This window comes from Providencia sp. AGC89 (assembly GCF_053543535.1).
Map to the genome: position 1 here is coordinate 40,996 of NZ_JBIXLP010000089.1, position 26,351 is coordinate 67,346.

20 protein-coding genes are annotated in these 26,351 nt (G+C 41.0%); 13 read left to right on the forward strand and 7 right to left on the reverse strand.

Annotated elements, in window-relative coordinates:
- Positions 1-16 precede the first annotated feature (16 nt).
- On the reverse strand, positions 17-1,099 hold the full coding sequence (locus ACIPUA_RS18275; protein WP_449059994.1) for a tyrosine-type recombinase/integrase: 1,083 nt from the start codon (positions 1,097-1,099) through the stop codon (positions 17-19).
- Positions 1,100-1,253: 154 nt separating this feature from the next.
- Between ACIPUA_RS18275 and dusA the strand changes: the two genes are divergently transcribed.
- Positions 1,254-2,237: a tRNA dihydrouridine(20/20a) synthase DusA gene (gene dusA, locus ACIPUA_RS18280; protein WP_226618998.1), complete on the forward strand. Its 984-nt coding sequence runs from the start codon at positions 1,254-1,256 to the stop codon at positions 2,235-2,237.
- 66 nt (positions 2,238-2,303) lie between these two features.
- On the opposite strand, the gene ACIPUA_RS18285 is transcribed toward dusA, so the two are convergent.
- Entirely contained in the window at positions 2,304-3,287 is a 984-nt protein-coding gene (locus ACIPUA_RS18285) for a quinone oxidoreductase (protein ID WP_042848860.1), read from the reverse strand.
- A 213-nt stretch (positions 3,288-3,500) separates the two neighbouring features.
- Here ACIPUA_RS18285 and dnaB point away from each other — a divergent pair, with 213 nt between their 5' ends.
- The 3 genes from dnaB (at position 3,501) to ACIPUA_RS18300 (ending at position 7,984) form a co-directional block, all read left to right on the forward strand.
- Positions 3,501-4,913 carry a replicative DNA helicase gene (dnaB, locus tag ACIPUA_RS18290; protein WP_042848859.1) on the forward strand — a complete coding sequence of 471 codons (1,413 nt, stop codon included), beginning with the start codon at positions 3,501-3,503 and terminating at the stop codon, positions 4,911-4,913.
- Positions 4,914-5,639: 726 nt separating this feature from the next.
- Complete coding sequence (gene alr, locus ACIPUA_RS18295) at positions 5,640-6,722, forward strand: alanine racemase (RefSeq protein WP_042848858.1); 1,083 nt, start codon at positions 5,640-5,642, stop codon at positions 6,720-6,722.
- Between the two features lie 65 nt (positions 6,723-6,787).
- Positions 6,788-7,984 (forward strand): amino acid aminotransferase, encoded by a 1,197-nt coding sequence (locus tag ACIPUA_RS18300; protein ID WP_042848857.1) that lies wholly within the window; start codon positions 6,788-6,790, stop codon positions 7,982-7,984.
- A gap of 514 nt (positions 7,985-8,498) precedes the next feature.
- Here the strand turns inward: ACIPUA_RS18300 and uvrA are convergent.
- Positions 8,499-11,333, reverse strand: a complete 2,835-nt coding sequence (uvrA, locus tag ACIPUA_RS18305; RefSeq protein ID WP_042848856.1) for an excinuclease ABC subunit UvrA — start codon at positions 11,331-11,333, stop codon at positions 8,499-8,501.
- Between the two features lie 460 nt (positions 11,334-11,793).
- On the opposite strand from uvrA, the gene ACIPUA_RS18310 reads away from it, so the two are divergent.
- Positions 11,794-12,318 carry a single-stranded DNA-binding protein gene (locus ACIPUA_RS18310; protein ID WP_042848855.1) on the forward strand — a complete coding sequence of 175 codons (525 nt, stop codon included), beginning with the start codon at positions 11,794-11,796 and terminating at the stop codon, positions 12,316-12,318.
- Between the two features lie 245 nt (positions 12,319-12,563).
- Here the strand turns inward: ACIPUA_RS18310 and ACIPUA_RS18315 are convergent, their stop codons facing one another.
- On the reverse strand, positions 12,564-12,971 hold the full coding sequence (locus tag ACIPUA_RS18315) for a helix-turn-helix domain-containing protein (RefSeq protein WP_198861122.1): 408 nt from the start codon (positions 12,969-12,971) through the stop codon (positions 12,564-12,566).
- Between the two features lie 238 nt (positions 12,972-13,209).
- A complete protein-coding gene (locus tag ACIPUA_RS18320) occupies positions 13,210-14,382 on the reverse strand; it encodes an MFS transporter (RefSeq protein WP_349488765.1) in 1,173 nt (390 codons plus the stop codon).
- A gap of 346 nt (positions 14,383-14,728) precedes the next feature.
- Here ACIPUA_RS18320 and ivbL point away from each other — a divergent pair, with 346 nt between their 5' ends.
- The 4 genes from ivbL to ACIPUA_RS18340 all read left to right on the forward strand — a co-directional run bounded on the left by ivbL (position 14,729) and on the right by ACIPUA_RS18340 (position 17,768).
- On the forward strand, positions 14,729-14,818 hold the full coding sequence (ivbL, locus tag ACIPUA_RS18325; RefSeq protein WP_105880933.1) for an ilvB operon leader peptide IvbL: 90 nt from the start codon (positions 14,729-14,731) through the stop codon (positions 14,816-14,818).
- A gap of 103 nt (positions 14,819-14,921) precedes the next feature.
- Positions 14,922-16,619, forward strand: a complete 1,698-nt coding sequence (gene ilvB, locus ACIPUA_RS18330) for an acetolactate synthase large subunit (protein WP_042848851.1) — start codon at positions 14,922-14,924, stop codon at positions 16,617-16,619.
- Between the two features lie 2 nt (positions 16,620-16,621).
- On the forward strand, positions 16,622-16,906 hold the full coding sequence (ilvN, locus tag ACIPUA_RS18335; RefSeq protein ID WP_042848850.1) for an acetolactate synthase small subunit: 285 nt from the start codon (positions 16,622-16,624) through the stop codon (positions 16,904-16,906).
- A gap of 199 nt (positions 16,907-17,105) precedes the next feature.
- The gene (locus ACIPUA_RS18340; RefSeq protein WP_042848849.1) at positions 17,106-17,768 is read left to right on the forward strand and encodes an alanyl-tRNA synthetase; all 663 of its coding nucleotides are present in this window, start codon (positions 17,106-17,108) and stop codon (positions 17,766-17,768) included.
- Here ACIPUA_RS18340 and ACIPUA_RS18345 read toward each other — a convergent pair.
- Positions 17,765-18,322 (reverse strand): helix-turn-helix domain-containing protein, encoded by a 558-nt coding sequence (locus ACIPUA_RS18345; RefSeq protein WP_042848848.1) that lies wholly within the window; start codon positions 18,320-18,322, stop codon positions 17,765-17,767. The genes ACIPUA_RS18340 and ACIPUA_RS18345 overlap by 4 nt on opposite strands.
- 210 nt (positions 18,323-18,532) lie before the next feature.
- On the opposite strand from ACIPUA_RS18345, the gene ACIPUA_RS18350 reads away from it, so the two are divergent.
- Complete coding sequence (locus tag ACIPUA_RS18350) at positions 18,533-19,285, forward strand: sulfite exporter TauE/SafE family protein (RefSeq protein WP_449059991.1); 753 nt, start codon at positions 18,533-18,535, stop codon at positions 19,283-19,285.
- A 193-nt stretch (positions 19,286-19,478) separates the two neighbouring features.
- On the forward strand, positions 19,479-20,675 hold the full coding sequence (locus ACIPUA_RS18355; protein WP_048608645.1) for an MFS transporter: 1,197 nt from the start codon (positions 19,479-19,481) through the stop codon (positions 20,673-20,675).
- Positions 20,676-20,719: 44 nt separating this feature from the next.
- On the opposite strand, the gene ACIPUA_RS18360 is transcribed toward ACIPUA_RS18355, so the two are convergent.
- Positions 20,720-22,408 carry an ArnT family glycosyltransferase gene (locus tag ACIPUA_RS18360; protein ID WP_166685919.1) on the reverse strand — a complete coding sequence of 563 codons (1,689 nt, stop codon included), beginning with the start codon at positions 22,406-22,408 and terminating at the stop codon, positions 20,720-20,722.
- Positions 22,409-23,068: 660 nt separating this feature from the next.
- On the opposite strand from ACIPUA_RS18360, the gene ACIPUA_RS18365 reads away from it, so the two are divergent.
- Together ACIPUA_RS18365 and ACIPUA_RS18370 are read left to right on the forward strand one after the other, a co-directional pair.
- On the forward strand, positions 23,069-24,415 hold the full coding sequence (locus ACIPUA_RS18365; protein ID WP_166685920.1) for an NCS2 family permease: 1,347 nt from the start codon (positions 23,069-23,071) through the stop codon (positions 24,413-24,415).
- Positions 24,416-24,675: 260 nt separating this feature from the next.
- Complete coding sequence (locus ACIPUA_RS18370) at positions 24,676-26,325, forward strand: Na+/H+ antiporter (protein ID WP_048608641.1); 1,650 nt, start codon at positions 24,676-24,678, stop codon at positions 26,323-26,325.
- The last annotated feature ends 26 nt before the right edge of the window (positions 26,326-26,351 follow it).

Here is a 26,351-nt window from a genome sequence, read left to right on the forward strand (position 1 = left end):
TTTAGGTGGATAAAAATTATTTTTTGATAAGCTCTTCATACTTTCCATGCAGAGTATTGGGGAAAAGTTCGGTGTAAACTTGCCACAATACGTTTAAAGATCTATGTCCTGTCACTTGAGCAACCTCAGCAATATTTAACCCAGCTTCAAACAACCTACTAGCTCCTTCTCGCCTTAAATCGTGATACCTTAGATCCTTAATTCCTAATTTATTTCTAACTCGTTGAAAGCCAGCTGAAACAGATTTTGAATTGTATGGAAAAATTCGATCATCTTTCTTTTCTTGTCGAAGTAAAATTTCCCAAGCATTACCAAGTAATGGAACAAACATATGGTTTCCAGCTTTTTTACGTGGATCTTTTCTGTCTCTGACAATGACGGAACGCGTATTGTAGTCAACGTCTTCCCACCTTATTTTGCAGACCTCACCAATACGCATACATGAAAGAATTGAGAACTCTAGAATGTCTAGATATGGGATATGCGCCCCTCTGTGCTCACTTCGTTTTTTTAATGCCTCTTCTAACCTTTCTAGTTCGTCATTAACAGGTCTGCGACTTCTTCTATTAGATTTACCAATTAACCCCATTTGATTAAGTAACGGTCTAGCTTCAAGGGTTGGATTTTTAGTGTAATCAATTCCGTAAACAGGTTTTGCTGACTGCAGTACTGACCCCAAATAACTAACATCATGATTTACTGTTGATGGGCCAGCGCCAGCAGCATTTCTATAGCGGCAATGTTCGATAATATGATTAATAGATAATTCGTTTAGAAGTAATTTTGCTAGTTCTGAATCGAGTAGCATATTTAAAACATAGGTTTTTGTGCGACCAGCTTTACCACCTAGGTTAGGATCATTGATGTATTTATAAATTAGTTCACCAACAGTTATTTTATTAACATCGTCAGGATTGGGGACTCCTGACTGTTCTAATTCAATGACACGCTTTGAGCCCCATGTTTTAGCATGAGCTTGCTTTGTGAATGTTTTGCTCTCGTTATAAATTCTTTTACCGTCTTTTTTGATGCTAACCGAGCAGCGATATCGCACAGTACCATCTGCTCTCATTCTTTTGTCTATGCTATAATAAGCCATCTTAATATTTTCCATGACAGATTTAGACACTGAGGACACCAAATTCAAGGTGTCCTCACTGGTGTCCTGATAAAGCAAAAATACACTAAAATAGGTCAAAATGCACGGAAACACGACAAATATAAAAAACAGCGAAAACAAGGGTTTTCAAGGTATGACAGGCTATAAGAACATTAATAGATTTTCCGTTGCGCCTATGCTCGATTGGACCGATCGTCATTGCCGTTATTTTCACCGCTTATTAAGCAAAAATACCTTGTTGTATACTGAAATGGTGACAACAGGGGCGATTATTTACGGAAAAGGGGATTACCTCGCATTTAGTGAAGAGGAACACCCTGTTGCTCTACAACTTGGGGGAAGCGACCCTGCTGCATTAGCTCAATGCGCAAAATTAGCCGAAGAGCGTGGCTACGATGAGGTTAACTTAAATGTGGGTTGCCCTTCAGATCGCGTTCAAAATGGGCGTTTTGGTGCCTGTTTAATGGGGGATGCGCAGTTGGTGGCTGATTGTGTGAAAGCAATGCAAGATGCGGCAACTATTCCGATCACAGTTAAAACACGTATTGGCATTGATGAGCAAGATAGCTACCAATTTTTATGTGATTTTATTGAAACAGTTTCGACTCAAGGCGGCTGTGAAATGTTTATTATCCATGCTCGTAAAGCATGGCTATCCGGTTTGAGCCCAAAAGAAAACCGTGAAATACCACCGTTAGATTACCCGCGTGTTTATCAATTAAAGCGCGATTTTCCGCATTTAACTATGGCGATTAACGGCGGTATCAAAACGTTGGAAGAGGCGAAAGAGCATCTTCAACATTTAGATGGCGTAATGGTCGGGCGTGAAGCGTATCAAAACCCATCGATTTTAACTGCCGTAGATAACCAATTGTTTGGTGAGCATTTTCCTATTACGAATGGGGTAGATGCAGTACGAGAAATGTATCCATATATTGAAAATGAACTCACTAAAGGCGCTTATTTAGGTCATATGACGCGCCATATGTTAGGGATTTTTCAAGGTATTCCTGGTGCTCGCCAATGGCGCCGCCATTTAAGTGAGAATGCCCATAAAAAAGGCGCGGATTTAGCGGTCGTTGAGCAAGCGTTGGCGTTTGTAACCCGGGGTGAGTAACATATTTTACCTATAAAAAAAGCACCGTAAGGTGCTTTTCAGCTCTATTCGGCGTTACTTATTATGTTATGGAATAAGCAAGCTCGAGCCTTGGGTTTTTCTTGACTCAATTGTTTCATGGGCTTTTTGCGCATCTTTCAGAGCAAAAATTTGCGATTGCGGCACATCTACCTTCACATTGCCGCTTAAAATCATGTCAAACAATGCGTTGCTGGCTTGGTCCAACTCAGCACGGTTTGTGACATATACCCCAAGTGATGGACGAGTGACGTATAACCCACCTTTTTGGTTTAAAATCCCTAAATTCACACCCGAAACCGGGCCTGATGCGTTACCAAAACTTACCATCAACCCGCGGCGTTTTAGTGAATCTAAAGAAGCCAGCCATGTGGATTGCCCTACAGAATCATAAACCACATTGACTTTTTCGCCATGAGTGATGTCTTTAACACGAGCTGCGATATCTTCAGATTGGTAATTAATTACGTCCCATGCACCAGCTTCTTTAGCACGCAGCGCTTTATCTGCGGAGCCTACAGTACCGATCATTTTTGCACCTAATGCTTTTGCCCATTGGCATGCGATTAAGCCCACACCCCCCGCTGCGGCATGGAACAAAAATACTTCATTTTGCTTAAGTTGGTAGGTTTGATGGAATAAATAATAGACGGTCATCCCCTTTAATGAACTTGCTGCGGCTTGCTCAAAGGTTATCCCATCGGGGAGATGCGCAACCGCACTCTCTGGGACATTATGTACATCGCTATAAGCGCCCAAAGGGCCTTGAGCATAAACGACACGGTCGCCCGGTTTGAAACCGGTAACGTGAGCTCCGGTTTTAACGACAACACCAGCAGCCTCGGTACCTAGGCCACTGGGAAGTTTAGCGACAGGATATAAACCACTGCGGACATAGGTATCGATAAAGTTAATACCAATAGCACGGTTTTCGATTTGAATTTCGTTATCTGCCGGATTTACTGGGGAATAATCTACTAAGTTAAGTACATCAGCGCCGCCATGTTGTGCGAACTCAATACGTTTTGCCATGACAATCTCCAATAAGGACTATTCATTTTATTTACAATATCAATAGGTTTACTATAACGCCATCTTTCAATCAGAAGAATTATTGGTTTGTGCTTTTTGTTGAAAGCGTTATCAGGCAATTCTCTCGCGTGAAGGTGCAAAGAATGCCACAACAAAAATCAGATTGGCGTATACTAGAAGCTGTTCGTTAATTATAGACTTGGATGCAAATGTATGGCTAAAAAACCCTCATCGAATTTTAAAACAGATGCCCCCCGGGATCACCAAATGGAAGGTTTGAAACTTCCACCGCATTCCCTTGAGGCGGAGCAATCTGTTTTAGGGGGGTTAATGTTAGATAATGAGCGTTGGGATACCGTCTCTGAACGAGTCACTCATGCCGACTTTTTTAGCCGTCCCCACCGTACTATTTTCGCACAAATGCAGATCCTGCTTGAGCAGGGCAAGCCCATTGACTTAATCACCTTATCAGAATCCCTTGAACAACAAGGTGAACTGGATAGTGTTGGGGGCTTTGCTTACTTAGCAGAGTTATCGAAAAATACCCCAAGTGCGGCGAATATTAATGCTTATGCTGACATCGTCCGCGAACGTGCGATTGTGCGTGATATGATCTCTGTTGCTAATGATATTGCGGATGCGGGTTATGATCCTCAAGGGCGTAGTAGTGAAGATCTCCTCGATTTTGCGGAAACTAAAGTTTTCCAAATCGCAGAATCACGGGCTAATAAAGACGAAGGGCCAAAAGGCATCGAAGCCATTTTATCTGAAACCGTTGAAAAGATTGAACAACTCTATCAGCAACCGCACGATGGGGTGACAGGGGTTTCTACTGGCTATCAAGATCTCGATAAAAAAACAGCTGGGTTGCAAGGCTCTGACTTAATTATTGTTGCCGCACGTCCATCAATGGGGAAAACTACTTTTGCGATGAACTTGTGCGAAAATGCGGCAATGACCGAGGAAAAACCGGTGCTTATTTTCAGTTTGGAGATGCCAGGTAACCAAATCATGATGCGTATGTTGGCATCATTATCCCGTGTTGACCAAACTCGTATTCGTACTGGGCAGTTAGATGATGAGGATTGGGCGCGAATTTCAAGCACCATGGGCATCTTGATGGAAAAGCGCAATATGTATATCGATGACTCCTCAGGCCTGACGCCGACGGAGGTGCGATCCCGTGCGCGGCGTATTTACCGTGAGCACGGTGGTTTAAGTTTGATCATGATTGACTACCTTCAATTGATGCGTGTTCCTGCACTTTCCGATAACCGTACTCTTGAAATTGCCGAAATCTCTCGTTCCCTTAAGGCACTAGCCAAAGAGTTAAATGTCCCTGTGGTTGCGCTATCCCAGTTAAACCGTAGCCTTGAGCAACGCGCCGATAAACGCCCTGTTAACTCTGACTTACGTGAATCGGGGTCTATTGAGCAGGATGCCGACTTGATTATGTTTATCTACCGTGATGAGGTTTATCACGATAACAGCGAACTCAAGGGTGTCGCTGAAATTATCCTTGGTAAGCAACGTAATGGTCCCATTGGTACGGTACGTTTGACCTTTAATGGTCAATGGTCGCGCTTTGATAATTACGCGGGGCCTGCGTATAACGACGAAGACTAAATACTCGTCATATTTTGCGCTGTCGCGGTGTTGGCTTCATTCCCTAATCCTAGTCACATACTTATGTATGCTGCTAGGCTTAGCTCAATCGCCGCCTAGCGACAACTCAAACTATTTAGAGTATTGGCTAGAGTATTAAGATTAAATAGTTCTACTCGTCATATTTTTGCGCTGTCGCGGTGTTGGCTTCATTCCCTAATCCTAGTCACATACTTATGTATGCTCCTAGGCTTAGCTCAATCGCCGCTTAGCGACAACCCAAACTATTTAGAGTATTGGCTAGAGTATTAAGATTAAATAGTTCTACTCGTCATATTTTGCGCTGTCGCGGTGTTGGCTTCATTCCCTAATCCTAGTCACATACTTATGTATGCTCCTAGGCTTAGCTCAATCGCCGCTTAGCGACAACCCAAACTATTTAGAGTATTGGCTAGAGTATTAAGATTAAATAGTTCTACTCGTCATATTTTTGCGCTGTCGCGGTGCTGGCTACACTCAGCTACGCAAGTCACATACTTATGTATGCTCCTAGGCTTAGCTCAATCGCCGCTTAGCGACAACCCAAACTATTTAGAGTATTGGCTAGAGTATTAAAATTAAATGATCCATAAAAATAATATCGAATGGAAATTGATATTTTTTAGCGTATAACAAATAGAGAATATATTGAGCTGCCAACGTGCAGCTTAATTTTTGGCCAAATTAGAGAGAAACAACGAGGAAATAATGAAAGCGGCAACCGCATTGATAAACCGCCGCGCTCTGCGACACAACTTGCAACGGGTGAAAAGCATCGCTCCAAATAGCCAATTGATTGCAGTTGTTAAAGCAAACGCTTATGGTCATGGATTAGCTGGAGTCGGTATCGCAGTTCAAGAGCTGGTGGATGGCTTTGGCGTAGCGAGGCTCAATGAAGCTTTATTGCTCAGACAGCATGGTATTACTAAACCTATTGTTTTATTAGAAGGTTTCTTCGAGCAATCTGACTTGCTTGTGATGGCTGCACAGCGTATCGATACTGTTATCCACTGTGTAGAGCAACTGGCAATGTTGGAAGCGGCCGACCTTCCACACCCACTGAAAGTTTGGATGAAGCTAGATACGGGAATGCATCGTCTTGGCGTGCTACCAAAAGATGCAGAAGGTTTTTACCAACGGCTGCAACGTTGTAAAAATGTTAAGCTTCCTATCAATATCGTCAGTCATTTTTGCCAAGCTGATGCTCCACTCCTTTCTACAACCGCAAATCAGATAGCTTGCTTTAAACAGTTTATAGCAGGCAAAGACGGTGAAAAATCCATCGCTGCATCCGCAGGGATCTTACTCTGGCCAGAAGCGCATTATGATTGGGTAAGACCGGGGATCATGATGTATGGGGCATCCCCACAAGAGGGGAAAAGTGCAGATAGTTTCGGTTTATTACCAGTGATGACATTAAAGTCATCTTTAATTGCGGTTAGGGAGCATTTTGCTGGTCAGTGCGTCGGTTATGGTGAAACATGGTGTAGCGATAGGGATACACGGTTGGGGGTTGTCGCAATCGGCTACGGTGATGGTTATCCGCGTAATGTCCCTTCTGGCACGCCAGTGTTAATTAATGGACGAAAAGTGCCAATTATTGGGCGTATTTCTATGGATATGACTGTCGTGGATTTAGGGCCAAATGCCGAAGATAAAGTGGGGGATGACGTTATTTTGTGGGGCAATGGTCTACCAGTTGAAGAAATTGCCGCACAAACAGGCATCATTAACTATGAGTTACTCACAAAATTAACCTCACGAGTTGCGATGGAATATGTAGACGAATAGTTAGCAAAGGGTTATTTTCAAATAACAAAACGAAATAATGCTAAATAATGATTAGGAGATGTCCTGTGTTCCAACATGTTGATGCGTATCCGGGCGACCCAATTTTGTCGTTGATGGATGAATTTAATAAAGACACTCGTGAAAATAAAATTAACTTGAGTATCGGTCTTTACTACGATGGTGAAGGTAAAACGCCTGAACTGGGTACTGTTGGTACTGCGAAAGCTACATTAAACAAACTCCCTGCCAGTGCGTCGTTGTATTTGCCGATGGAAGGCTTGAAAGATTACCGCCTTGAACTGCAAAAACTAGTATTTGGCGAAGATTGCCCACTGATCGCTCAAGAGCGTATTGCAACCGTGCAAACTATTGGTGGTTCTGGCGCATTAAAAATTGGTGCGGATTTCCTACACCAGTACTATCCTGATTCAGAGGTTTGGTGCAGCGACCCAACTTGGGAAAATCACGCGTCTATTTTCTCCGGTGCTGGCACAAAAGTTCACTATTACCCGTATTTCGATGAAAAAACCAAAGGTGTTAAATTCGATGAAATGTTGGCAACGTTCAAAAAATTGCCTGCAAATAGCATCATTTTAATGCACCCATGCTGCCATAACCCAACGGGTTCTGACTTAACGCCAGCCCAATGGGATGAAGTTACTAAAGTGGCGATTGAACATAAACTAATCCCATTTTTGGATATCGCTTACCAAGGTTTTGCCGAAGGTATCAACGAAGACGCCTACGCGATTAGAACTATGGTCAAAGCAGGGTTACCTGTATTTGTTAGCAACTCATTTTCTAAAATCTTTGGTATTTACGGTGAGCGTGCGGGTGGGTTATCAGTTATTTGCGAAAACCCAGATGAGCGTGACCGTGTATTAGGTCAGCTTAAAGCAGGCGTGCGCCGTCTATATTCAAGTCCTCCATCAAATGGTGCCAAAATTGTGGCTGCCGTATTGACCAACAGCGCAGAAAAAGCGAAATGGTTAGCGGAAGTGGAAGAAATGCGTTTACGTATTTTAGATATGCGTACAGTGCTGGTTGATGAACTGAAGAAAGCTTTACCTGAGCAAAACTTTGACCATTTGTTAAAACAACGCGGTATGTTTAGCTATACGGGTTTTTCACAACAACAGGTAACTCGCCTAAAAGACGAATTTGCAGTTTATCTAGTGGGAACTGGCCGTGTTTGTATGGCTGGGGTCAATCGTCATAATGTGAAACGCATTGTCGAAGCATTTGCTGCGGTTAGCCAATAGTTATTTACCCATAAAGAAAGTTATTCAATAAACGCAGGCTGAGCCCTGCGTTTTTTTATCTTTTATCTGTAATAACAGCCATTACCTGATCACTGAGACGAAAAATAGTGTCCCATATATGAGTAGTTCTTAAGTATTTCTGAATGTATCATTAATGGGTTCAACATTTAAGACAGTATCCCCAGTTAAGGTCCCTTGACGTTCTTGTGCGACCCGATTCGATGATGTGAGATCGATAACACCATGTAACTTTAGCGTTGCGGTATCAATAACGGCAGCCTCACATGAAATAGATGTCAAAAAATAAAATAAGTATGAGCTACCCCGTCAGAAACTGGTTCTAATAGCTATCCACTGAAAGCCATATGCGATTTAGGTTCATTGTTGAGGACGGATGAACAATAAACTGATTTAATTGATATTATTGTATTAATAACTAGTTATTCGTTAGGTTAGAAAGAATACAGATGATATGAAGGGAAAGCCATGGCGGCTTTCCCTGTGCCTTTAGTTTTTAATAACCGCGCTCTAAAATAGGCTTTAAAAACCTTGCAGTATGTGATTTTTCACACTCAGCAACTTCTTCAGGAGTGCCGGAAATTAAAATTTCACCACCACCACTACCACCTTCAGGGCCTAAGTCGACAATCCAATCTGCCGTTTTAATCACATCAAGGTTATGTTCAATGACAACGATGGTGTTTCCTTGGTCACGTAACTGATGTAAAACAGCTAATAACTGTTGAATATCAGCAAAATGCAGACCCGTTGTTGGTTCATCTAAAATATAAATAGTTTGCCCAGTACCCCGTTTAGATAGCTCTTTGGCGAGTTTTACTCGTTGGGCTTCACCACCGGATAATGTGGTCGCGGATTGGCCAAGACGAATATAGGATAAACCTACGTCCATCAGGGTTTGTAGCTTACGAGCGAGTGCTGGGACGGCATCAAAAAATTCACGAGACTCTTCGATTGTCATATCGAGGACTTCATGAATACTTTTCCCTTTGTATTTGATTTCTAACGTTTCACGGTTATAGCGTTTGCCTTTACATTGGTCGCAAGGGACATACACATCTGGCAGAAAGTGCATTTCTACTTTAATGACCCCATCACCTTGGCATGCCTCACAGCGCCCACCTTTGACGTTGAAACTAAAGCGCCCCGGGTTGTAACCACGTGTTCTTGACTCAGGAACACCGGCAAATAGCTCACGAATTGGTGTAAACACCCCCGTATAGGTGGCAGGGTTTGAACGAGGCGTACGGCCAATAGGGCTTTGGTCAATATCGATAACTTTATCGAAATGTTCTATACCTTCTACATCCAAATAAGGGGCTGGAGTAATGGTTGTTGCACCATTTAGTTGGCGTTGAGCTATAGGGAATAAAGTATCGTTAATTAGTGTTGATTTACCAGAGCCTGATACCCCTGTGATACAAGTAAATAGACCAACAGGGATTTTTAGCGTCACATTTTTTAGGTTGTTACCCTTAGCACCAAATACAGTGAGTATTTTGTCTTTGTTAATAGGGACACGTTGCTGAGGGATTTCTATTTTACGCTCACCGCTTAAATACTTACCGGTTAAAGAGTCTGGGTTCGTGACAATATCATTTAATGTGCCTTGAGCGACAACTTGCCCACCATGTACACCGGCCCCAGGCCCAATATCAATCACATGATCAGCGGCGCGAATGGCATCTTCGTCATGCTCTACGACGATAACAGTATTACCAAGATTACGCAGGTGGATTAACGTTTCGAGTAAGCGGTCGTTATCACGCTGGTGTAAGCCGATTGAAGGTTCATCAAGAACATACATCACCCCGACTAAACCAGCCCCAATCTGGCTTGCCAAACGAATACGCTGAGCTTCCCCACCAGACAAGGTATCCGCAGAACGTGAAAGACTAAGGTAATTAAGCCCCACATTAACTAAGAATTTCAGCCGCTCGCCAATTTCTTTTAATACTTTTTCTGCGATCTGCGCACGTTGACCCGTGAGTTTTAGATTTTGGAAAAACGCCATTGCGTGGCCAATGCTGTAATCAGCAATTTCAGGTAATGTTGTATTCTCAACAAAAACAAAGCGCGCTTCTTTACGCAAACGGGTTCCGTGACAAGAAACACAAGGGCGATTGCTTATGTATTTGGCGAGTTCTTCACGTACCGCAGTGGATTCTGTTTCTTTATAACGGCGCTCCATATTATTGAGCACCCCTTCAAATGGGTGACGACGAACAGTGACATCGCCACGGTCGTTACGATATTTAAATTCGATCGTTTCTTTGCCTGAACCGTATAAAATAATTTTTTGGATAGCAGGACTTAATGAACTGTATGGCGCTTCTGCGTCAAATTTATAATGTTCTGCTAATGACATTATCATTTGAAAATAATAAAAATTACGGCGATCCCAGCCACGAATAGCCCCGCCAGACAGGGATATTTCTGTATTTTGGATAACCCGTTCAGGGTCAAAGAACTGCTGAACACCTAAGCCATCACAACTTGGGCAAGCCCCCGCTGGATTGTTAAAGGAAAACAGCCGTGGCTCAAGTTCCATCATGCTGTAACCACACACCGAACAGGCAAAATTAGCAGAAAAAACCAATTCTTCTGCACTTGGGTCATCCATATCGGCAACAATAGCACTACCACCGGAAAGCTCGAGTGCGGTCTCAAAGGATTCGGCTAAACGTTGGGCGATATCATCACGAATTTTAAAGCGGTCGACAACAACCTCAATCGTGTGTTTTTTTTGTAATTCGAGCTTTGGAGGATCAGAAAGATCGCAGACTTCGCCATCAATTCTTGCTCGGATATAACCCTGTGTTGCTAAGTTATCAAGTAACTTAACGTGCTCGCCTTTGCGTTCTTTAACGACAGGAGCCAATAACATCATCCGGCGGTCGGTAGGCTGCGCTAGTACATTGTCAACCATTTGGCTAACTGTTTGTGCTGCTAGTGGTATGTCATGATCAGGGCAACGAGGTTCACCGACACGAGCAAATAATAAACGTAGATAATCATGAATTTCAGTGATTGTCCCGACAGTTGACCGTGGGTTATGTGAAGTCGATTTTTGTTCAATCGAAATGGCTGGAGATAGCCCCTCAATATGGTCGACATCCGGTTTTTCCATTAAAGAAAGAAACTGGCGTGCATAGGCGGATAGGGACTCAACATAGCGGCGCTGACCCTCGGCATATAGGGTATCAAAAGCTAAAGATGACTTCCCAGAGCCAGACAAACCCGTAATAACAATCAGTTTGTCACGAGGGATAACGAGATTGATGTTTTTCAGATTATGCGTGCGTGCGCCGCGTACTTCGATATTATCCATTTACCACTTCCCGGATGATTTGATATTGAACAATCGCAAGCGATCATTATCACATAATTATGGCTGAATGGATATACAGTACTTGCCATATTTTTCTACTACTCCTATTTAAATTCTTAGTGCTGTTGGTTGTGCTTGGCTAGGTAGTTACATACTTATATATACCTTTGTAATGCCTTCGCTTGCCGCCTAGCTATGAATTAAACAGTCTAGAGTGGGGAGTTTTAGTCTTAAAAATGTACAATTATACATAAGCTCAAGGGAAGAACGAATTTGTCGAAGGGGAAACGGTGAATTATTTTGTGTCTATACTGAAATTGCACTCAGAAATTACACTAAAATTTGGAAAGTGTTTCGCAAGTTCGAGGGGGAGTTTCAATTTCGTGGTGCAAATCAGCGAGGTCGTGGTAAACTTCTCGGCTAATCCAGAGATTAAAATTCAATGCATCAGGAGTAATAAATGGCCAGCAGAGGCGTAAATAAAGTAATTCTTATCGGTAACCTAGGACAAGATCCAGAAATCCGTTATATGCCTAACGGTGGGGCTGTGGCAAACCTGACTCTGGCAACTTCTGAAAGTTGGCGCGATAAGCAAACCGGCGAGATGCGTGAAAAAACAGAATGGCACCGCGTGGTTATTTTCGGCAAATTAGCTGAGGTTGCGGGTGAATATTTAAAAAAAGGTTCACAAGTCTACATCGAAGGTTCTTTGCAAACCCGTAAATGGCAAGATCAAAGCGGTCAAGACCGTTACACCACTGAAGTTGTTGTTAATATCGGTGGTTCAATGCAAATGCTAGGTGGTCGTGGTGGTGATTCGTCATCACAAGGGCAAGGCGGTCAGGGGGGTTGGGGTCAGCCTCAGCAGCCACAAGCTCAAGCTGCTCAACAATTTAGTGGCGGTGGTGCGCCAGCTCGTTCACAAGCACCAGCACCACAAACTAATGAGCCACCAATGGATTTCGATGATGATATTCCATTCTAATTATCAATATAATTAGAGGAATATATTAAATATAATGAAGGCTTCCTTGTGAGGCCTTTATTTTTATCTTAATAAATTAAATAATAACTTTAAACCTTAAGAGATTATTAATTTTAAATTAAGAGTTTCTTAAATTAATATTTTCTTAAGGTAATAATAGAAAAAGCTCCAGTAATTAACTTACATGGAGCTTTGTATTGAAGGTTGAATAAAAGAATATACAAATTTTATTTTCATATTGCGTATCAGGCAACTTTGGGTTCCAGTAGTAAAGGGTCATTTTGGCTTTCACCGGAAATTCGGTAAATTGACGGTGATGTACCTAAATATGCTCTGAACCGCTTTGCAAATGATTGCTGGGAGTCGAATTGGTATTTTATTGCTATATCAATAACTTGAAGGTCGGTCGTGCAGAGGTCCTTTGCTGCTTCACATATCCGCCTTCGGCGAATATATTCACCTAAAGGTATCCCAACAACTTTGCGAAATACCCTCTGTAAATGCCACTTCGTATATCCCGATTTTAGTGCAATATCGTCGAGTAATAGACGATTGGTTAAGTTCATTTCAATCCAAACTAATATCTCATTGACAACTGTAGATTGAAATTCCGTGTATTTCCCTTGGTAGGGAACAGTAATTTCTTTATACATAATATTTTCCTACTAGTTACTTTTTAATCATATCTCTGATTATGTAAATTACCAATAAATAAAAGATAAACAGATATAAATACAGGCTGTTAATTTGTGAAATAACAATAATGCAAAATTTTAATTAGTACTCAACCAGTGTTGTTTGACTTATGGTGATATATTTATGGAGCAACAAACTATCATGAACTTGTTTTTACACCATAAGCACAGAATTAAGATGTGAGTATTAAATGGTTTATTGGTGCGTTGGAATATATCTTTTTAACTGCCAAAAACCGACCAAAATTGCGATGGATATAACAACGGATAAGATATTCATCACTTGCCACCCTAGAGTGAAAAACAACATACCCGCAGCTAAGCTGCCAATTCCCCCAAAAAAATAAATAAGAAAATCCGTCATTCCTTGTACTTTGGCACGTTCATGTATTTCATAGGTGTGTGGTAGCAGGTTGGTCGTGCTGATAAGAATTAAATTCCATGCTACACCGACAAAAATACCCGCGAAAAGATAGTTATAAAAATGGTTAGCGAGTAAGTTCATGACAGCAGATAAAATTAATAAAACAATACCGCAGAAAATAATGCGTTTTGCGCCTAAATGATGAATTAATGTGCCCGTAAAGAATGATGGAGCGAACATGCCAAGTACATGAAACTGAAATACAATTGCAATTGAAGAAAAGGGGAAATCATGTTGCTTCATAGATAAAGGAATTGAGGCAAAAGTAAAGACAACAATGGCGTAACCTGCAGCACTAACAATTGCAATCAGCATTAAAATTGGCTGTAAATACAAAGCCTTATAGCTACGTTTAACTAAGGTTTCGTCTGTTGTGGACTTAACAGTCTTCTTCAAGGGGACAATTAATAATAAAAGCAAAGCGATAAGATAAATGATGCCTAATATGATAAATGGGCCAGCAAAAGGGTATTCTGCAAAAAATCCTTGGGTGGTAACCGCTAGGGTTGGGCCAATTAACGCAGCAGCAATGCCCCCACTCATAACAAGCCCAATAGCTTTAGCTCGCAAAGAAACAGGAGCTTCCTCGATTGCCGCAAAACGAAATTGTTGTGCAGTGCCTATTGCAATACCAGTGAAAAATAGCCCGATAGAAAAATAAATTAAGCTACTTTCTAAAACGCCAAGTATAGATAACCCAGCACCAATTAACCCGCCAATGTTGCCAATAATAAATCCTATTTTTCTTGAGTACCTTTGCATTACATAGGCAATTGGGATGGTTGCGAGGATCAAACCAATATACTGGCTTAATAATGGGAGCGTTGCGTAAGTGGGGTTTGTTGCCAATTTTTCTCCAACCACGACAGCAACAGAAAGTACAATGGCATTTCCGGTTATAAACAATGCAAGCGTCGTTGTTAACCACCAAACGGATTTTGGCATAAGCCCTCTCTCAACTAAAAGTTATTAAAATCAAGTAATAAGATGTTTTTAATAGGGTAATTCTGTAGAATATTACATAAGGTACTACTTCAAGTTGACTTTAAGTCAAGTCTTAATGTAGGGTAAAAAAGGAAAATTTAATCAAAATTTAATTCTGAGTTTATTGATATACCCAGTTTATTCGTTGGTTTAGGAGGAGTGTGATGTATATCTCATTTGAGATTAGTAGAAATTAAAACGCAAAAAAATGATTGTCATCATCAGAAATTTATGTTTTCTTAAAGAAAGCAAGAACAATAATCAAATAAGTTAAACCAAATAAACTAAACAGGAAAACCCCGTGAACATGACTTTTAATCACTCAAACCTACTACTAACCGCGCCATGTGCCGCGGTGGTCGTGCGTGTGGTGGTGGTCGTGGGCTTAGCGCCGTAACGGGTACAAATCAACGCAGATTTAGAAACCCCGCCGGCGCAAACCGAGCGGGGTTTTTTATTACCTTCCGCTTGGGGTCGCAGGCTAGCAAAGGATAATTATGATGAGCGGATCGGGCACTACATCACCACATAAAACCTGTTTTACAGGGGCAGAGTTAATCGTCTATTTATTAGAAAAACATGGTATTACTATTGTTTCGGGCATTCCTGGCGGGGCGGCTTTACCGTTCTATGATGCTTTAGGTAAAAGTAAGCAAATTCAGCATATTTTGGCTCGTCATGAGCAAGGTGCGGGGTTTATTGCGCAAGGGATCGCGCGTACTACAGGGAAAGCGGCCGTTTGCATTTCTTCAAGTGGTCCGGGCGCGACCAACTTAGTGACCGCCATTGCGGATGCAAAACTGGATTCTATCCCGCTAGTTTGTATTACAGCTCAAGTTTCCTCATCAATGATTGGGACCGATGCATTTCAGGAAGTTGATACCTATGGTATTTCTATTCCTGTCACTAAACATAATTATTTAGTTCGTTCTATCAATGAATTACCCCAAGTTATTTGTGATGCTTTTCGTATAGCAGAGTCAGGGCGCCCGGGACCTGTTTGGATTGATATTCCAAAGGATGTTCAAACTGCCACTATTGAACTGACTGAAATACCAGAAGTATTACCGAAAGATAAAGCGCCAGCATTTGATATGGAAAAAGTTCTGCAAGCAGCTGAAATGATTAATAATGCGAAGCGCCCAGTACTGTATTTTGGTGGTGGGGTTATTAGTTCTGATTCAACAGAAACAGCGATTGCGTTTGCGGAAAAAGCCTCATTACCGACGACGATGACCTTAATGGCGCTTGGCACTATCCCTATGCGACACCCATTATATTTAGGTATGTTAGGCATGCATGCTGCTGCTAGCACAAATATGGTCATGGAAGAGTCTGATTTATTAATTGTTATTGGCGCACGCTTTGACGATAGAGCAATCGGGAAGGCAGAGAAGTTTTGCCCTAATGCAAAAATCATTCATGTGGATATCGATAAAGCGGAAATTAGTAAAATTAAACGACCAGATATCGCCATTCACGCAGATGCAGGGCAGATCTTGGAACTATTATTACCTTTAGTTGAACGTAATGAACGTACTGAATGGGTTAATCAAGTTAGTGAATTGAAAAATAAATACCCATTGGATCTCCGCGAGGCAGACAACCCGTTAAATCATTATGGATTAGTTCTTTCTACTGCGCGGGCTGCGGGTGAAGATGCGATTATCACAACTGATGTTGGGCAACACCAAATGTGGGCAGCTCAGGCTTATCCATTATCGCGCCCTCGCCAATGGCTGACTTCTGGTGGTTTAGGCACCATGGGGTTTGGTTTACCAGCGGCGATTGGAGCCGCATTAGCAGAGCCAGACAAAACGGTTGTTTGTTTTTCGGGTGATGGCAGCTTGATGATGAATATTCAAGAGCTGGCGACAGCCGCCGAGCACCAATTAAATATAAAAATTGTTTTGATGAATAACCAAGCGTTGGGAATGGTACATCAACAACAGGATCTGTTCTTTGAGAATCGTATATTTGCGGCAGCTTATCCTTATCAAACTGATTTTATTAAGATAGCGGCAGGTTTTGGCTTACAAACGTGTGATTTAAATAATGAAGAAGATCCTGAAATGGCACTGGAAAGGGTGATGAATACCAAAGGCCCTTGTTTGATCCATGTTTTAATTGATGTTAACCAGAAGGTTTATCCAATGGTTCCACCAGGCGCAGCTAACATTGATATGATTGGAGCTTAATTATGGCATTTGAACATCACCCAATAGCTTTAGAGTTAATTGTTCGTAACCATCCCGGCGTGATGTCACATATATGTGGCTTATTCGCACGCAGAGCTTTTAACGTTGATGGCATTCTTTGTATGCCAATTAAAAATAAAGATGAAAGCCGGATATGGCTGTTGGTGCAAAAAGACGAGCGTCTATCACAAATGATTAATCAAGTTGAAAAGCTTGAAGATGTGAGAGAAGTTCGTTTCAGTGACGATTTACGTCTCTTCGAAACCATGCAGAATTATTTGCAGTAATGCTTATCAGCACCTTTTTTAATAGCCTACACAATGCGTGTGGGCTTTTTTTATCATGATTAATTTTCAACGTAGTATCATAAATAAGGGTTTCCTAAAGCGAACAAAGGTGATATAAATTTAAGCGGTTATAGAAATAGTTTAGGGAATGAAAAGCGAATACATTCTGCTAAATTGAATAATAAAAGGTACGAAAGTTATGCAGAACAACATTTATCTCACCAATACTTACCAATATGAAGTAGAAACAGTTCTATTAAAACAAGGTAGTGACGAGGAAGGGCACTGGGTTGCACTACAAGATAACATTTTCCATCCACAAGGTGGTGGGCAACCCGCCGATACTGCTTGGGTTAATAATGAGCCCGTTCGTATTAAGAAACACCTAAACGGTTTGATTGTTGCTTATCTCCCTGATGGGATAAATTTAAATTTAGAGAGCACCGTTGTTGCAGCTATTGACGGAGAAAAACGTCAACGATATGCCGCACTGCATACCGCAGGGCATTTGTTAAACTGGGAATTACGGCGTTTTGGCTGGCTTGCACAAAAAGGGCATCATTTTCCTGATGAATCTCGAGTCGAGTTTTGTATGATGGATGGTGAGGTTGTGCCGTTTGAAAAACTGGATAGTCAATATATTGAAGATATTGTTAATCAAAGCATTAGCAGTGGCCGGAAAGTTGAAATAAAACAAAACGACGAGCTGAGGATCAGTTATATCGACCAAACTGAAGAAATGCCATGCGGAGGAACGCACGTTGGTTCATTGGATAGCATTACGCATTTTTCAATTAAGTCGATGAAATATAAAAAAGGGACGTTGCGCATTAGCTATGATGCACAACATGCCTCGGTTTAAACACCTTCGCTGATATGGGAGTAAGTCATGACTACAGTCGCTTGTAACTCTCCCTCTATGCATAAATAAGAATGTGGAAAATCACCGCTAAATGCATAAAAATCGCCTGCTTCTAGAATGATGTTTTGATCGTTATGCAAACGCAACATTAGTGAACCTGAATTCACCATAATGTGCTCATGGGTTCCACTCATATGCGCAGGGCTATTAATAATAGCCCCTCTTTTCATGGTTAATTGCCAGATTTCGGAGATATTCCCCATACTAATACGGAATTTAAATTGCTGTGAATATTCCTCTTCACTCGAGGACCCTTTGACAAAGTAGGGATAAGCTTCATGTTGGCGTGTAAATAAATCGCTAAGCGGAAAACGCAGCGCGATGGCAATCGATTCTAATGTATCAATACGTGGGTTTGAATCGCCGGATTCTAATTTGGATAATGCGGCTTTTGAGATCCCAGATAGGCGAGATAGTTCATTCAACGAAAGGTTTCTAGCTTGCCTAAGTAAACGGATCTTTTGACCAATTTTTATATTAATTTTTTTATCCACAATATGGCTTTCCCTAAATTCCAATTCATTATGCTAATTCTACATGACTCAGTAGAACTAATCACATATTCTCCATCTTATATTGTATTTAAAGAGGTTATTTTATTTTTTGATATAGTTTTAAAATTTACCCACAAAAAAATAAGGCTATTTAATCTGTCCTAAAAAATTTATAGTGAGAGTATCAAAAATTTTAGGAGTTAAATCAGTATGCCGTTTGGGTTATTAACGCCAGAGATGGCGATTTGTTTTGTGACTTTACTTTTCGCTTATTTGGTTTTTGGTATGGCGGGGTTTGGCTCAGCTCTTATCGCAACTCCTGTGCTGGCTATGTATTTGCCCTTAAGTATGATTGTCCCAATATTAGCGCTAATTGATTTAACTGCGGCCATTTTAAATTTATTTAGAGATGGGAAAAAAGCCGATTATCAAGAGATAAAATGGATAATTCCACTAATGGTAATAGGAAGTTTAATTGGAGCCGCTATTTTATTAAAACCGCGACCGGATATTTTAGTATTATTACTGGGTTTGTTCGTGATCGGTTATGTATTAAACACTTTCTTCTCCAAGAAAGTGAAAACACCATTTTCCAAAGCACTTGTTGTTCCATTCAGTTTAATAGGCGGTATTTTCAGTGCCTTATTTGGTAGTGGTGGGTTTATCTATGCGATGTATTTATCGAGCCGAATTGAAGATAAACAACGTTTTCGTATCACTCAGATGACACTGATTGGCTTTAGTACTCTTACCAGAGTAATCATATTCTTGGTTATGGGTGTTTATCTAAATATTGATATTTTATTGATTGCTTTGGCATTTTCCCCGGCAATGTTAATCGGTATTTGGGCGGGTAGGCATATTACCTTAAAAATTTCCCGTGAAGCATTTTTGAAAATTATTAATATTGTTATTTTAGTCTCAGGAATCGCATTGTTATATCGATATTTTTTTGTTCTTTAGTTCATCTAAGGCATTAAAATAAATAATACAATCTGCTTTTGTAGAGATAAATAGCGGAATATATTAGTCATGCTACAATTGATGAGCTAACTATAGTTTTCATTAGTGGCTTATTGGTTTTTTATTTTAAATAGTTATTTATTCATGGAGTTAAAACCTGTTTCTTTTGAAGAGGAAACGAGTTAAGTTCAAAATGAGCTCTGATAATCAGTTTTTGCAAAATTGTCGTCGTTCCCCGTTTTTCGCTATTTTTACGATCACCATGAGTATTGCTGTTATTGGTATCGTGATCGGGTTAAGTATACCGATGGTCGCGCTTAGGTTACATAATTATGGTGTCAATGAATTGTATATTGGCATTATTTCCGCAGCACCTGCGTTAGGGATGTTTTTAATCGCGCCTGTAGTCCAACGTATTGTGTTATGGTCAGGTAAGCGAAAGGCCATGTTATTGGCAACCATCATTTCTGCTGTGAGTTTATTGCCATTACTCAGTACCTTACCGCTGTGGTTATTATTTCCTTTGCGGCTCGTTACTGGTTTGGCTAGTGGTGTGATGATTTGTTTAGGGGAAACGTGGATCAATGAACTATCCCCAGAAAATAAGCGGGGCCGCATATTGGCGATTTATACGACTGTCTTTACAGTGAGCCAATTACTCGGGCCATCATTTATTGCTTATTATGGCGTGGAAGACAAATCACCATTATTAATTTGTACATTGATCCATTTAATTTCGGTGGCGTTATTTCTTTTGATGGATCAAAAAGTTGGTGATCATTCCGCAGAGGCTGCCGCGAAGTCTAATTTCTCTATTATTCAGTTTGTAAAAATTGCCCCAGGTATTTGCGGTGGGATTTTATTTTTTGCTTTTTTTGATGGCACTATTCTATCTATGTTTCCAATCTATGGGATGGGGATGGGCCACACAGAGGCTGTTGCTGCATTAATGATTAGCGCAATTTTAGCCGGTGATGCGATTATGCAACTGCCGTTTGGCTGGCTAGCTGACCATATGAATAGAGAAAAACTGTATCGAATTTGTGGTGTTGTGACATTAGGTGCAAGTTTTTTACTCCCTTTTTTGATAGACCAACCTTATCTTATTTGGGGGTTGTTGTTTGTTTTAGGGGCAACAGCAGGGGCAATTTACACCATCGCATTAGTCCAGATAGGCCAGTATTTTAAAGGGAATGAATTAATTGTAGCGAATGCTGCTGCCGCTATGCTGTGGGGGATCGGTAATTTATCTGGGCCGTTGTTAGGGGGCATTGCTACATCTATTTCACCTTCAGGCCTACCAGTGTTACTGATTTTATCTGCGGCTATCTTTTTATGGTTTACTCGTGAGAAGTACAGTGCTCAATCTATTGAACAATTAACAAATTAATTAATTTAGCGGTGCACTCAGGTAGGGAGTACACCGCTTATCGATTACTCAATAGCTTTATATACCACTAAGTTTTCACGATCTTCATCTGGCCTATGGTTGTGCCAAAATAACTTCATACCTTGTGGGGCCGGTTTAATTTCTTTTGATAGTACAATTAACCAACGGCATTGTGCGGGGCGCTCAAAACGATCTTGGCGTTGGTGTAAGATACCAGTGTAATAATAGAGCATGGGTGCTTCTGATTCGCCAATATTATCTGAAGCCATACAGTCAGTTGCAGTAAATTGGCCTGCTAAGTGTTGATCTAAATCGACAAAAACTCCCTCAAAACCTTTAGTGTAATCCACCCATCCGAGAAATAAGGTTAAAATCACGCCCCAGACGCAACATAGCCCAAGTAACCAATTTTTCATCATCTGAAATGCAGGTGAAATAGGGTTAGCGATGATTTTATTACGTAAAAACCAAACTAAGGTAATGACTAAGCCACTCACAAAAGCCACTGAGGAAAATGGCATCTGGTAGCTCATCGGTAGCCAGCGACTAAAAGGGCTGAGCCATTCTTGCTGGTGGCCTGTTAATGCTATTAGGTAACAGGCCCAAAGAAATAGAATCAGTAATGACCAGAATATTGCCGCGAAATATGAAATATAACGTAAAATTTTCGCTGGAGCAGCTAAGAGTGTTTGTGTTGCTAAAATCGCCATTGGGGCAATAAATGGGAGCAAATACAAGGCACGACCTGAAGCTGAAAGCTGCAAAAAAACAATGCCTAATAAAGGAAATAGGGTGAGTAAATATTGGTTTTGATTGAATAACCGCTTGATAGGGTGCCTTAAAAAATATGCTGTAGCTAGTAGACCCGAAGGAAAGGCGAACAATAAAACGGCAGCTGGAATACGTGTTAAATTGGCTTTTGCACCTAATTTTTCGACAGAAAACCCGAAAAAGCGACCAATATTGTTTTCCCAAAACCACACCATAAATAAGTCAGGATGCTGCAAGTATAAATGGATAGGCCAAGGTAAAATAGCAACAAGGGCGATTAACCCTGCGGATAAACTGAATAGCCAGAATTGCTTGGTTCTACATTGGCGAATAAAAATAGGGGATAAAATTAAGCAAATCCATAAAACGCCGGGGATGAAAACCCCTTTTGAGAGCATTGTGATTACCGTCCCTAGGGATAACCAAAGGCTAGACATCAACAGTTTCTGTTGCTGTATTAGCCCGAGTAACCCATAAAGGCCGATAGTTGCCCCAGCCATAAGAGCAACATCTGTGAACATATCATGGCTGTGGCGCAGAACCCCTGGGGCACAGGCATAGAGTGCGAAAGCTAACCAAATGCGTGTATCCGTAAAGTCTTTAGCTTGGAAAAAGCGGCGCGCTAAGCATAAAAAGAAAGCGAAATTGAGCGCTGAAAACAGCAAAGTTGCACTACGAGCTGCATCATAAAGGGGCATAAAACCAGAAAATAAATGGGATGTAATAGTAGCAACCCAATAATAAAGCGGAGGTTTTTCCATGAATGGTTCACCCGCATTTGTTGGGACTAACCATTCATTAGTTTCATACATGGTTTGAATAATGCCAAAGCTATAATTTTCATCTTGCTTCCAAGGGCTATGGCTATATATTCCCGGTAATAAATACATTGCGAGGAAACAAATAAAAAGTAGTAAAACACCCCGTTGTAAAGTGATTATTGATGTATTCTTATTTGACATTTTAATATGTTTTTTGTGTTCGTTATTATAAATAAATCAGAATTATAACTATGGTTGACAATAATTGAGTGTATATATATGAATTATATTCACTCCATGTATGTTTTATTTTCTCAATAAAAACAACGTAAAAAAGCATGTTTAATGGTTTGTATGAAAATTATTCTACCATAAATAAATATTTTTTAAGTTGTTCGTTTTGTAAGAAAATATTCTGTGATTATACCAAGAAAAATAATCACTCTCTTTAAACAAACGCTATATGAAAAGTAATTAGTTATTTTTACTTAAAATAACTACGATGAAAATAAAGGGAATTTTAGAAAGTCCGTTTAAGGCTCAGAGGGGAATAGATATTTTTTATCCTTAAGGAAGTACTTAGCGAAAAAACTGATAAGCCTTTGTTGAATACGAAAGGGGGAATATCAGGGGGATATGCTAAAAACACTTGATCATTAGCCCGTTTTAGAACGATAATTGCCCTCCTCACAATACGTTTTATTCTAATTTCAAAGCCAAACGATTGCGTAACTGTTTTTATAGAGAATTTATTCTCAATTGGTTTTATTTTTTGAAAACGTAATCGTTTACGTCAATGTATGCGTTAGGCGTCAGCACTATTTGAGAGTATTCGTTTACTATTAACAGCAGAGGTACACCATGTCAGGCCAACAGGCGTCATCCAACTGTAAATTGGATTCATTTTTTAAGATAACAGCACGCGGGTCTTCAGTTCGCCGTGAAATCATTGCAGGGCTAACTACATTCTTAGCGATGGTTTATTCTGTCATCGTTGTGCCTGGTATGCTGGGGCAGGCTGGTTTCCCTCCAACCGCTGTTTTTATTGCAACATGTTTAGTGGCGGGGTTTGGTTCTTTGCTGATGGGGCTATGGGCAAATTTGCCAATGGCCATCGGCTGTGCGATTTCATTGACAGCTTTTACTGCATTTAGCTTAGTTTTAGGGCAAAAAATTAGTATACCCGTGGCACTAGGCGCCGTTTTTCTAATGGGGTGTTTATTCACCATTATCTCTGTTACAGGTATTCGTAGCTGGATCTTACGTAATATGCCAATGGGGATTGCCCATGGTACAGGGATAGGTATTGGTTTGTTTTTATTGCTAATCGCAGCAAATGGTGTTGGTTTAGTGATCAAAAACCCAAATGCAGGTTTACCCGTCGCTCTGGGGGAATTTACCTCTTTCCCTGTGTTAATGTCACTCGTTGGGCTAGCGGTTATTTTTGGTTTAGAAAAACGTCGTGTTCCGGGCGGCGTTCTACTGGTGATTATCGCTATTTCAATTATTGGGTTGATTTTTGACCCCGCTGTCCAATATCAAGGTTTCTTTAAATTACCATCATTGGGTGACGATGGGCTATCTCTAGTATTTAGTATGGATATTATGGGGGCTTTACAACCCATGGTATTACCAAGCTTGCTTGCGTTGGTGATGACAGCTGTTTTTGATGCAACAGGGACAATTCGTGCTGTTGCGGGGCAAGCTAACCTTTTAGATAAAGATGGGCAAATTATTGATGGTGGTAAGGCGCTAACTGCCGACTCAGTGAGTAGTATTTTTGCTGGTGCGATCGGTGCATCTCCTGCCGCAGTCTATATTGAATCAGCAGCAGGAACCGCAGCGGGTGGTCGTACAGGGTTAACGGCTGTGGTTGTTGGGGTACTCTTCCTCTTAATTTTATTTTTATCACCATTATCTTATTTAGTGCCTGCTTATGCGACAGCACCTGCGTTAATGTATGTGGGCCTGTTGATGCTAAGTAATGTCTCTAAACTTGATTTTGATGACTTTGTTGATTCAATGTCAGGTTTACTGTGTGCGGTGTTTATTGTTTTAACTTGTAATATTGTGACTGGTATTATGCTTGGTTTCGCCGCATTGGTGATTGGCCGTATTTGTGCGGGTGAATGGCGTAAACTGAATATGGGAACTGTGATTATTGCGGTGCTTTTAGTGGTATTTTATGCCTCAGGATTAGCTATTTAAGGTTCATAATATTTAAATAAGGCGATCTTATCGCCTTATTTAACGTTTTATATCGATTAATCGCAAAATGGTAATTTTTTCCCCGAAAAATAATTGCTAAGGATAAAATAGATATAAGGCGGTGAACCAAGTGGAAGTCCATAGTTTCCACTCGTTACTGGCTCGATTTGAACAATCATGGTCTGGACGGTGCTATCTCTTACTATGCGGCGGCAGGCAAATTTTAGACTTTGGTCGTCTGGTTAATCAGTAAGGGCAACATGGAAATTTTCTTTACTATTTTGATTCTGATTTTAGCGGTCTCTATTTCTGGAGTTGCCGTTAAAGTTTTACCTATTCGAATTCCGCTTCCCCTCATTCAAATTGCTATCGGTGCATTACTTGCATGGCCTCAATTTGGCTTGCATGTCACTTTTGACCCTGAACTATTTATGGTTCTACTGATCCCACCTTTGCTGTTTGTTGATGGTTGGAAGACACCAACACGTGAATTTTTCCAAAATGGCCGAGAAATTTTTATTTTAGTGTTGGTTTTGGTGTTAGTGACTGTAATCGGCATTGGCTATTTAATTTACTGGTTAATGCCGGGTATACCTTTAATTGCCGCTTTTGCGCTTGCCGCGGTATTGTCACCTACAGATGCCGTAGCGTTATCTTCCATTGTTGGGAAAGGGCGAATTCCTAAGCGGATGATGAGCGTACTTGAAGGTGAAGCTCTGATGAACGATGCTTCCGGTCTGGTTGCATTAAAATTTGCCGTCGCAATTGCGATGGGCACGATGGTGTTTAGCACTTCAGGTGTCACCATTGAGTTCTTCAAAGTCGCTGTGGGTGGTTTACTGTCGGGGATTATCGTTACTTGGCTATACAGTAAATCATTGCGCCTTATGAGCCGTTGGAGTGGCGACGACCCAGCAACACAAATTGTGTTTATGCTCTTGTTACCATTCGCATCATATATGATCGCAGAGCATATTGGTTTTTCAGGTATTTTAGCGGCAGTTGCAGCAGGGATGACCATCACAAAATCAGGTGTGATCCGTAACGCTCCATTAGCGATGAGGTTACGAGCAGATAGCGTTTGGTCAATGCTTGAGTTTGTCTTTAACGGTTTAGTTTTCATTATGTTAGGGCTACAGTTACCGGGTATCTGGGAAACGTCAGTTATCCAAGCAGAACTTGACCCTAGTGTAGAAACGTGGATGCTATTTGCAGCGGTAGCCGTGATTTACTTTGCTTTATTGTTACTCCGTTTCTGCTGGCTGTGGCTAATGAAAAGGTTTAGCCGGTTGTTCTTAAAGAAAAAACCACTGCAATTTGCCAATTATACTGTGCGTGAACTCTGGCTTGCTTCCTTCGCAGGGGTTCGTGGGGCAATTACTTTAGCGGGTGTGCTTTCAATCCCTCTATTTTTAACCGATGGCTCTCCATTCCCTGCTCGTTACCAGTTAATTTTTATTGCTGCGGGGGTGATTCTATTCTCTATTTTTGCTGGGGTTATCGCTTTACCCTTATTACTGCGTAATTTTAAAGTGGGTGATAAGGATGCCGATGCTAACGAAATTCGTATGGCTAAAGCCGCAATGGCTGAAGTCGCGATTGTCAGCTTAAATAAAATGCAAGAGCGTTTATCTGCGGATGTCGAGGAAAAGCTAGATTCCGAAGATATTAGCGAGGTGGCATCCCGTGTGACGGGGTATTTAAGGCGCCGAACGGCTGGGCAGGATGAAATAGAACACAGCTTGCAGATTGAAGACTTGGAGCGTCGTTTCCGTTTAACCGCGCTTCGTGCGGAACGCGGTGAGCTCTATCACTTACGTGCGACGAAGAAAATCAGCAACGAAACGCTACAATCTTTACTGGTTGACTTGGATTTATTGGAAGCTGTATTGATCGAAAAAGAGCATTAAGGCTAAAAAACGAGTATTCTACTCAC

Coding starts and splice junctions, on each gene's coding strand:
- dnaB (WP_042848859.1), top strand. CDS start 3,501: ATGGCTAAAAAACCCTCATCGAATTTTAAAACAGATGCCCCCCGGGAT.
- dusA (WP_226618998.1), top strand. CDS start 1,254: ATGACAGGCTATAAGAACATTAATAGATTTTCCGTTGCGCCTATGCTC.
- ACIPUA_RS18320 (WP_349488765.1), bottom strand. CDS start 14,382: ATGCCAAAATCCGTTTGGTGGTTAACAACGACGCTTGCATTGTTTATA.
- ivbL (WP_105880933.1), top strand. CDS start 14,729: ATGACTTTTAATCACTCAAACCTACTACTAACCGCGCCATGTGCCGCG.
- ACIPUA_RS18275 (WP_449059994.1), bottom strand. CDS start 1,099: ATGGCTTATTATAGCATAGACAAAAGAATGAGAGCAGATGGTACTGTG.
- ACIPUA_RS18360 (WP_166685919.1), bottom strand. CDS start 22,408: ATGTCAAATAAGAATACATCAATAATCACTTTACAACGGGGTGTTTTA.
- uvrA (WP_042848856.1), bottom strand. CDS start 11,333: ATGGATAATATCGAAGTACGCGGCGCACGCACGCATAATCTGAAAAAC.
- ACIPUA_RS18355 (WP_048608645.1), top strand. CDS start 19,479: ATGAGCTCTGATAATCAGTTTTTGCAAAATTGTCGTCGTTCCCCGTTT.
- ACIPUA_RS18285 (WP_042848860.1), bottom strand. CDS start 3,287: ATGGCAAAACGTATTGAGTTCGCACAACATGGCGGCGCTGATGTACTT.
- ilvN (WP_042848850.1), top strand. CDS start 16,622: ATGGCATTTGAACATCACCCAATAGCTTTAGAGTTAATTGTTCGTAAC.
- alr (WP_042848858.1), top strand. CDS start 5,640: ATGAAAGCGGCAACCGCATTGATAAACCGCCGCGCTCTGCGACACAAC.
- ACIPUA_RS18365 (WP_166685920.1), top strand. CDS start 23,069: ATGTCAGGCCAACAGGCGTCATCCAACTGTAAATTGGATTCATTTTTT.
- ACIPUA_RS18315 (WP_198861122.1), bottom strand. CDS start 12,971: ATGTATAAAGAAATTACTGTTCCCTACCAAGGGAAATACACGGAATTT.
- ACIPUA_RS18310 (WP_042848855.1), top strand. CDS start 11,794: ATGGCCAGCAGAGGCGTAAATAAAGTAATTCTTATCGGTAACCTAGGA.
- ACIPUA_RS18340 (WP_042848849.1), top strand. CDS start 17,106: ATGCAGAACAACATTTATCTCACCAATACTTACCAATATGAAGTAGAA.
- ilvB (WP_042848851.1), top strand. CDS start 14,922: ATGAGCGGATCGGGCACTACATCACCACATAAAACCTGTTTTACAGGG.
- ACIPUA_RS18350 (WP_449059991.1), top strand. CDS start 18,533: ATGCCGTTTGGGTTATTAACGCCAGAGATGGCGATTTGTTTTGTGACT.
- ACIPUA_RS18370 (WP_048608641.1), top strand. CDS start 24,676: ATGGAAATTTTCTTTACTATTTTGATTCTGATTTTAGCGGTCTCTATT.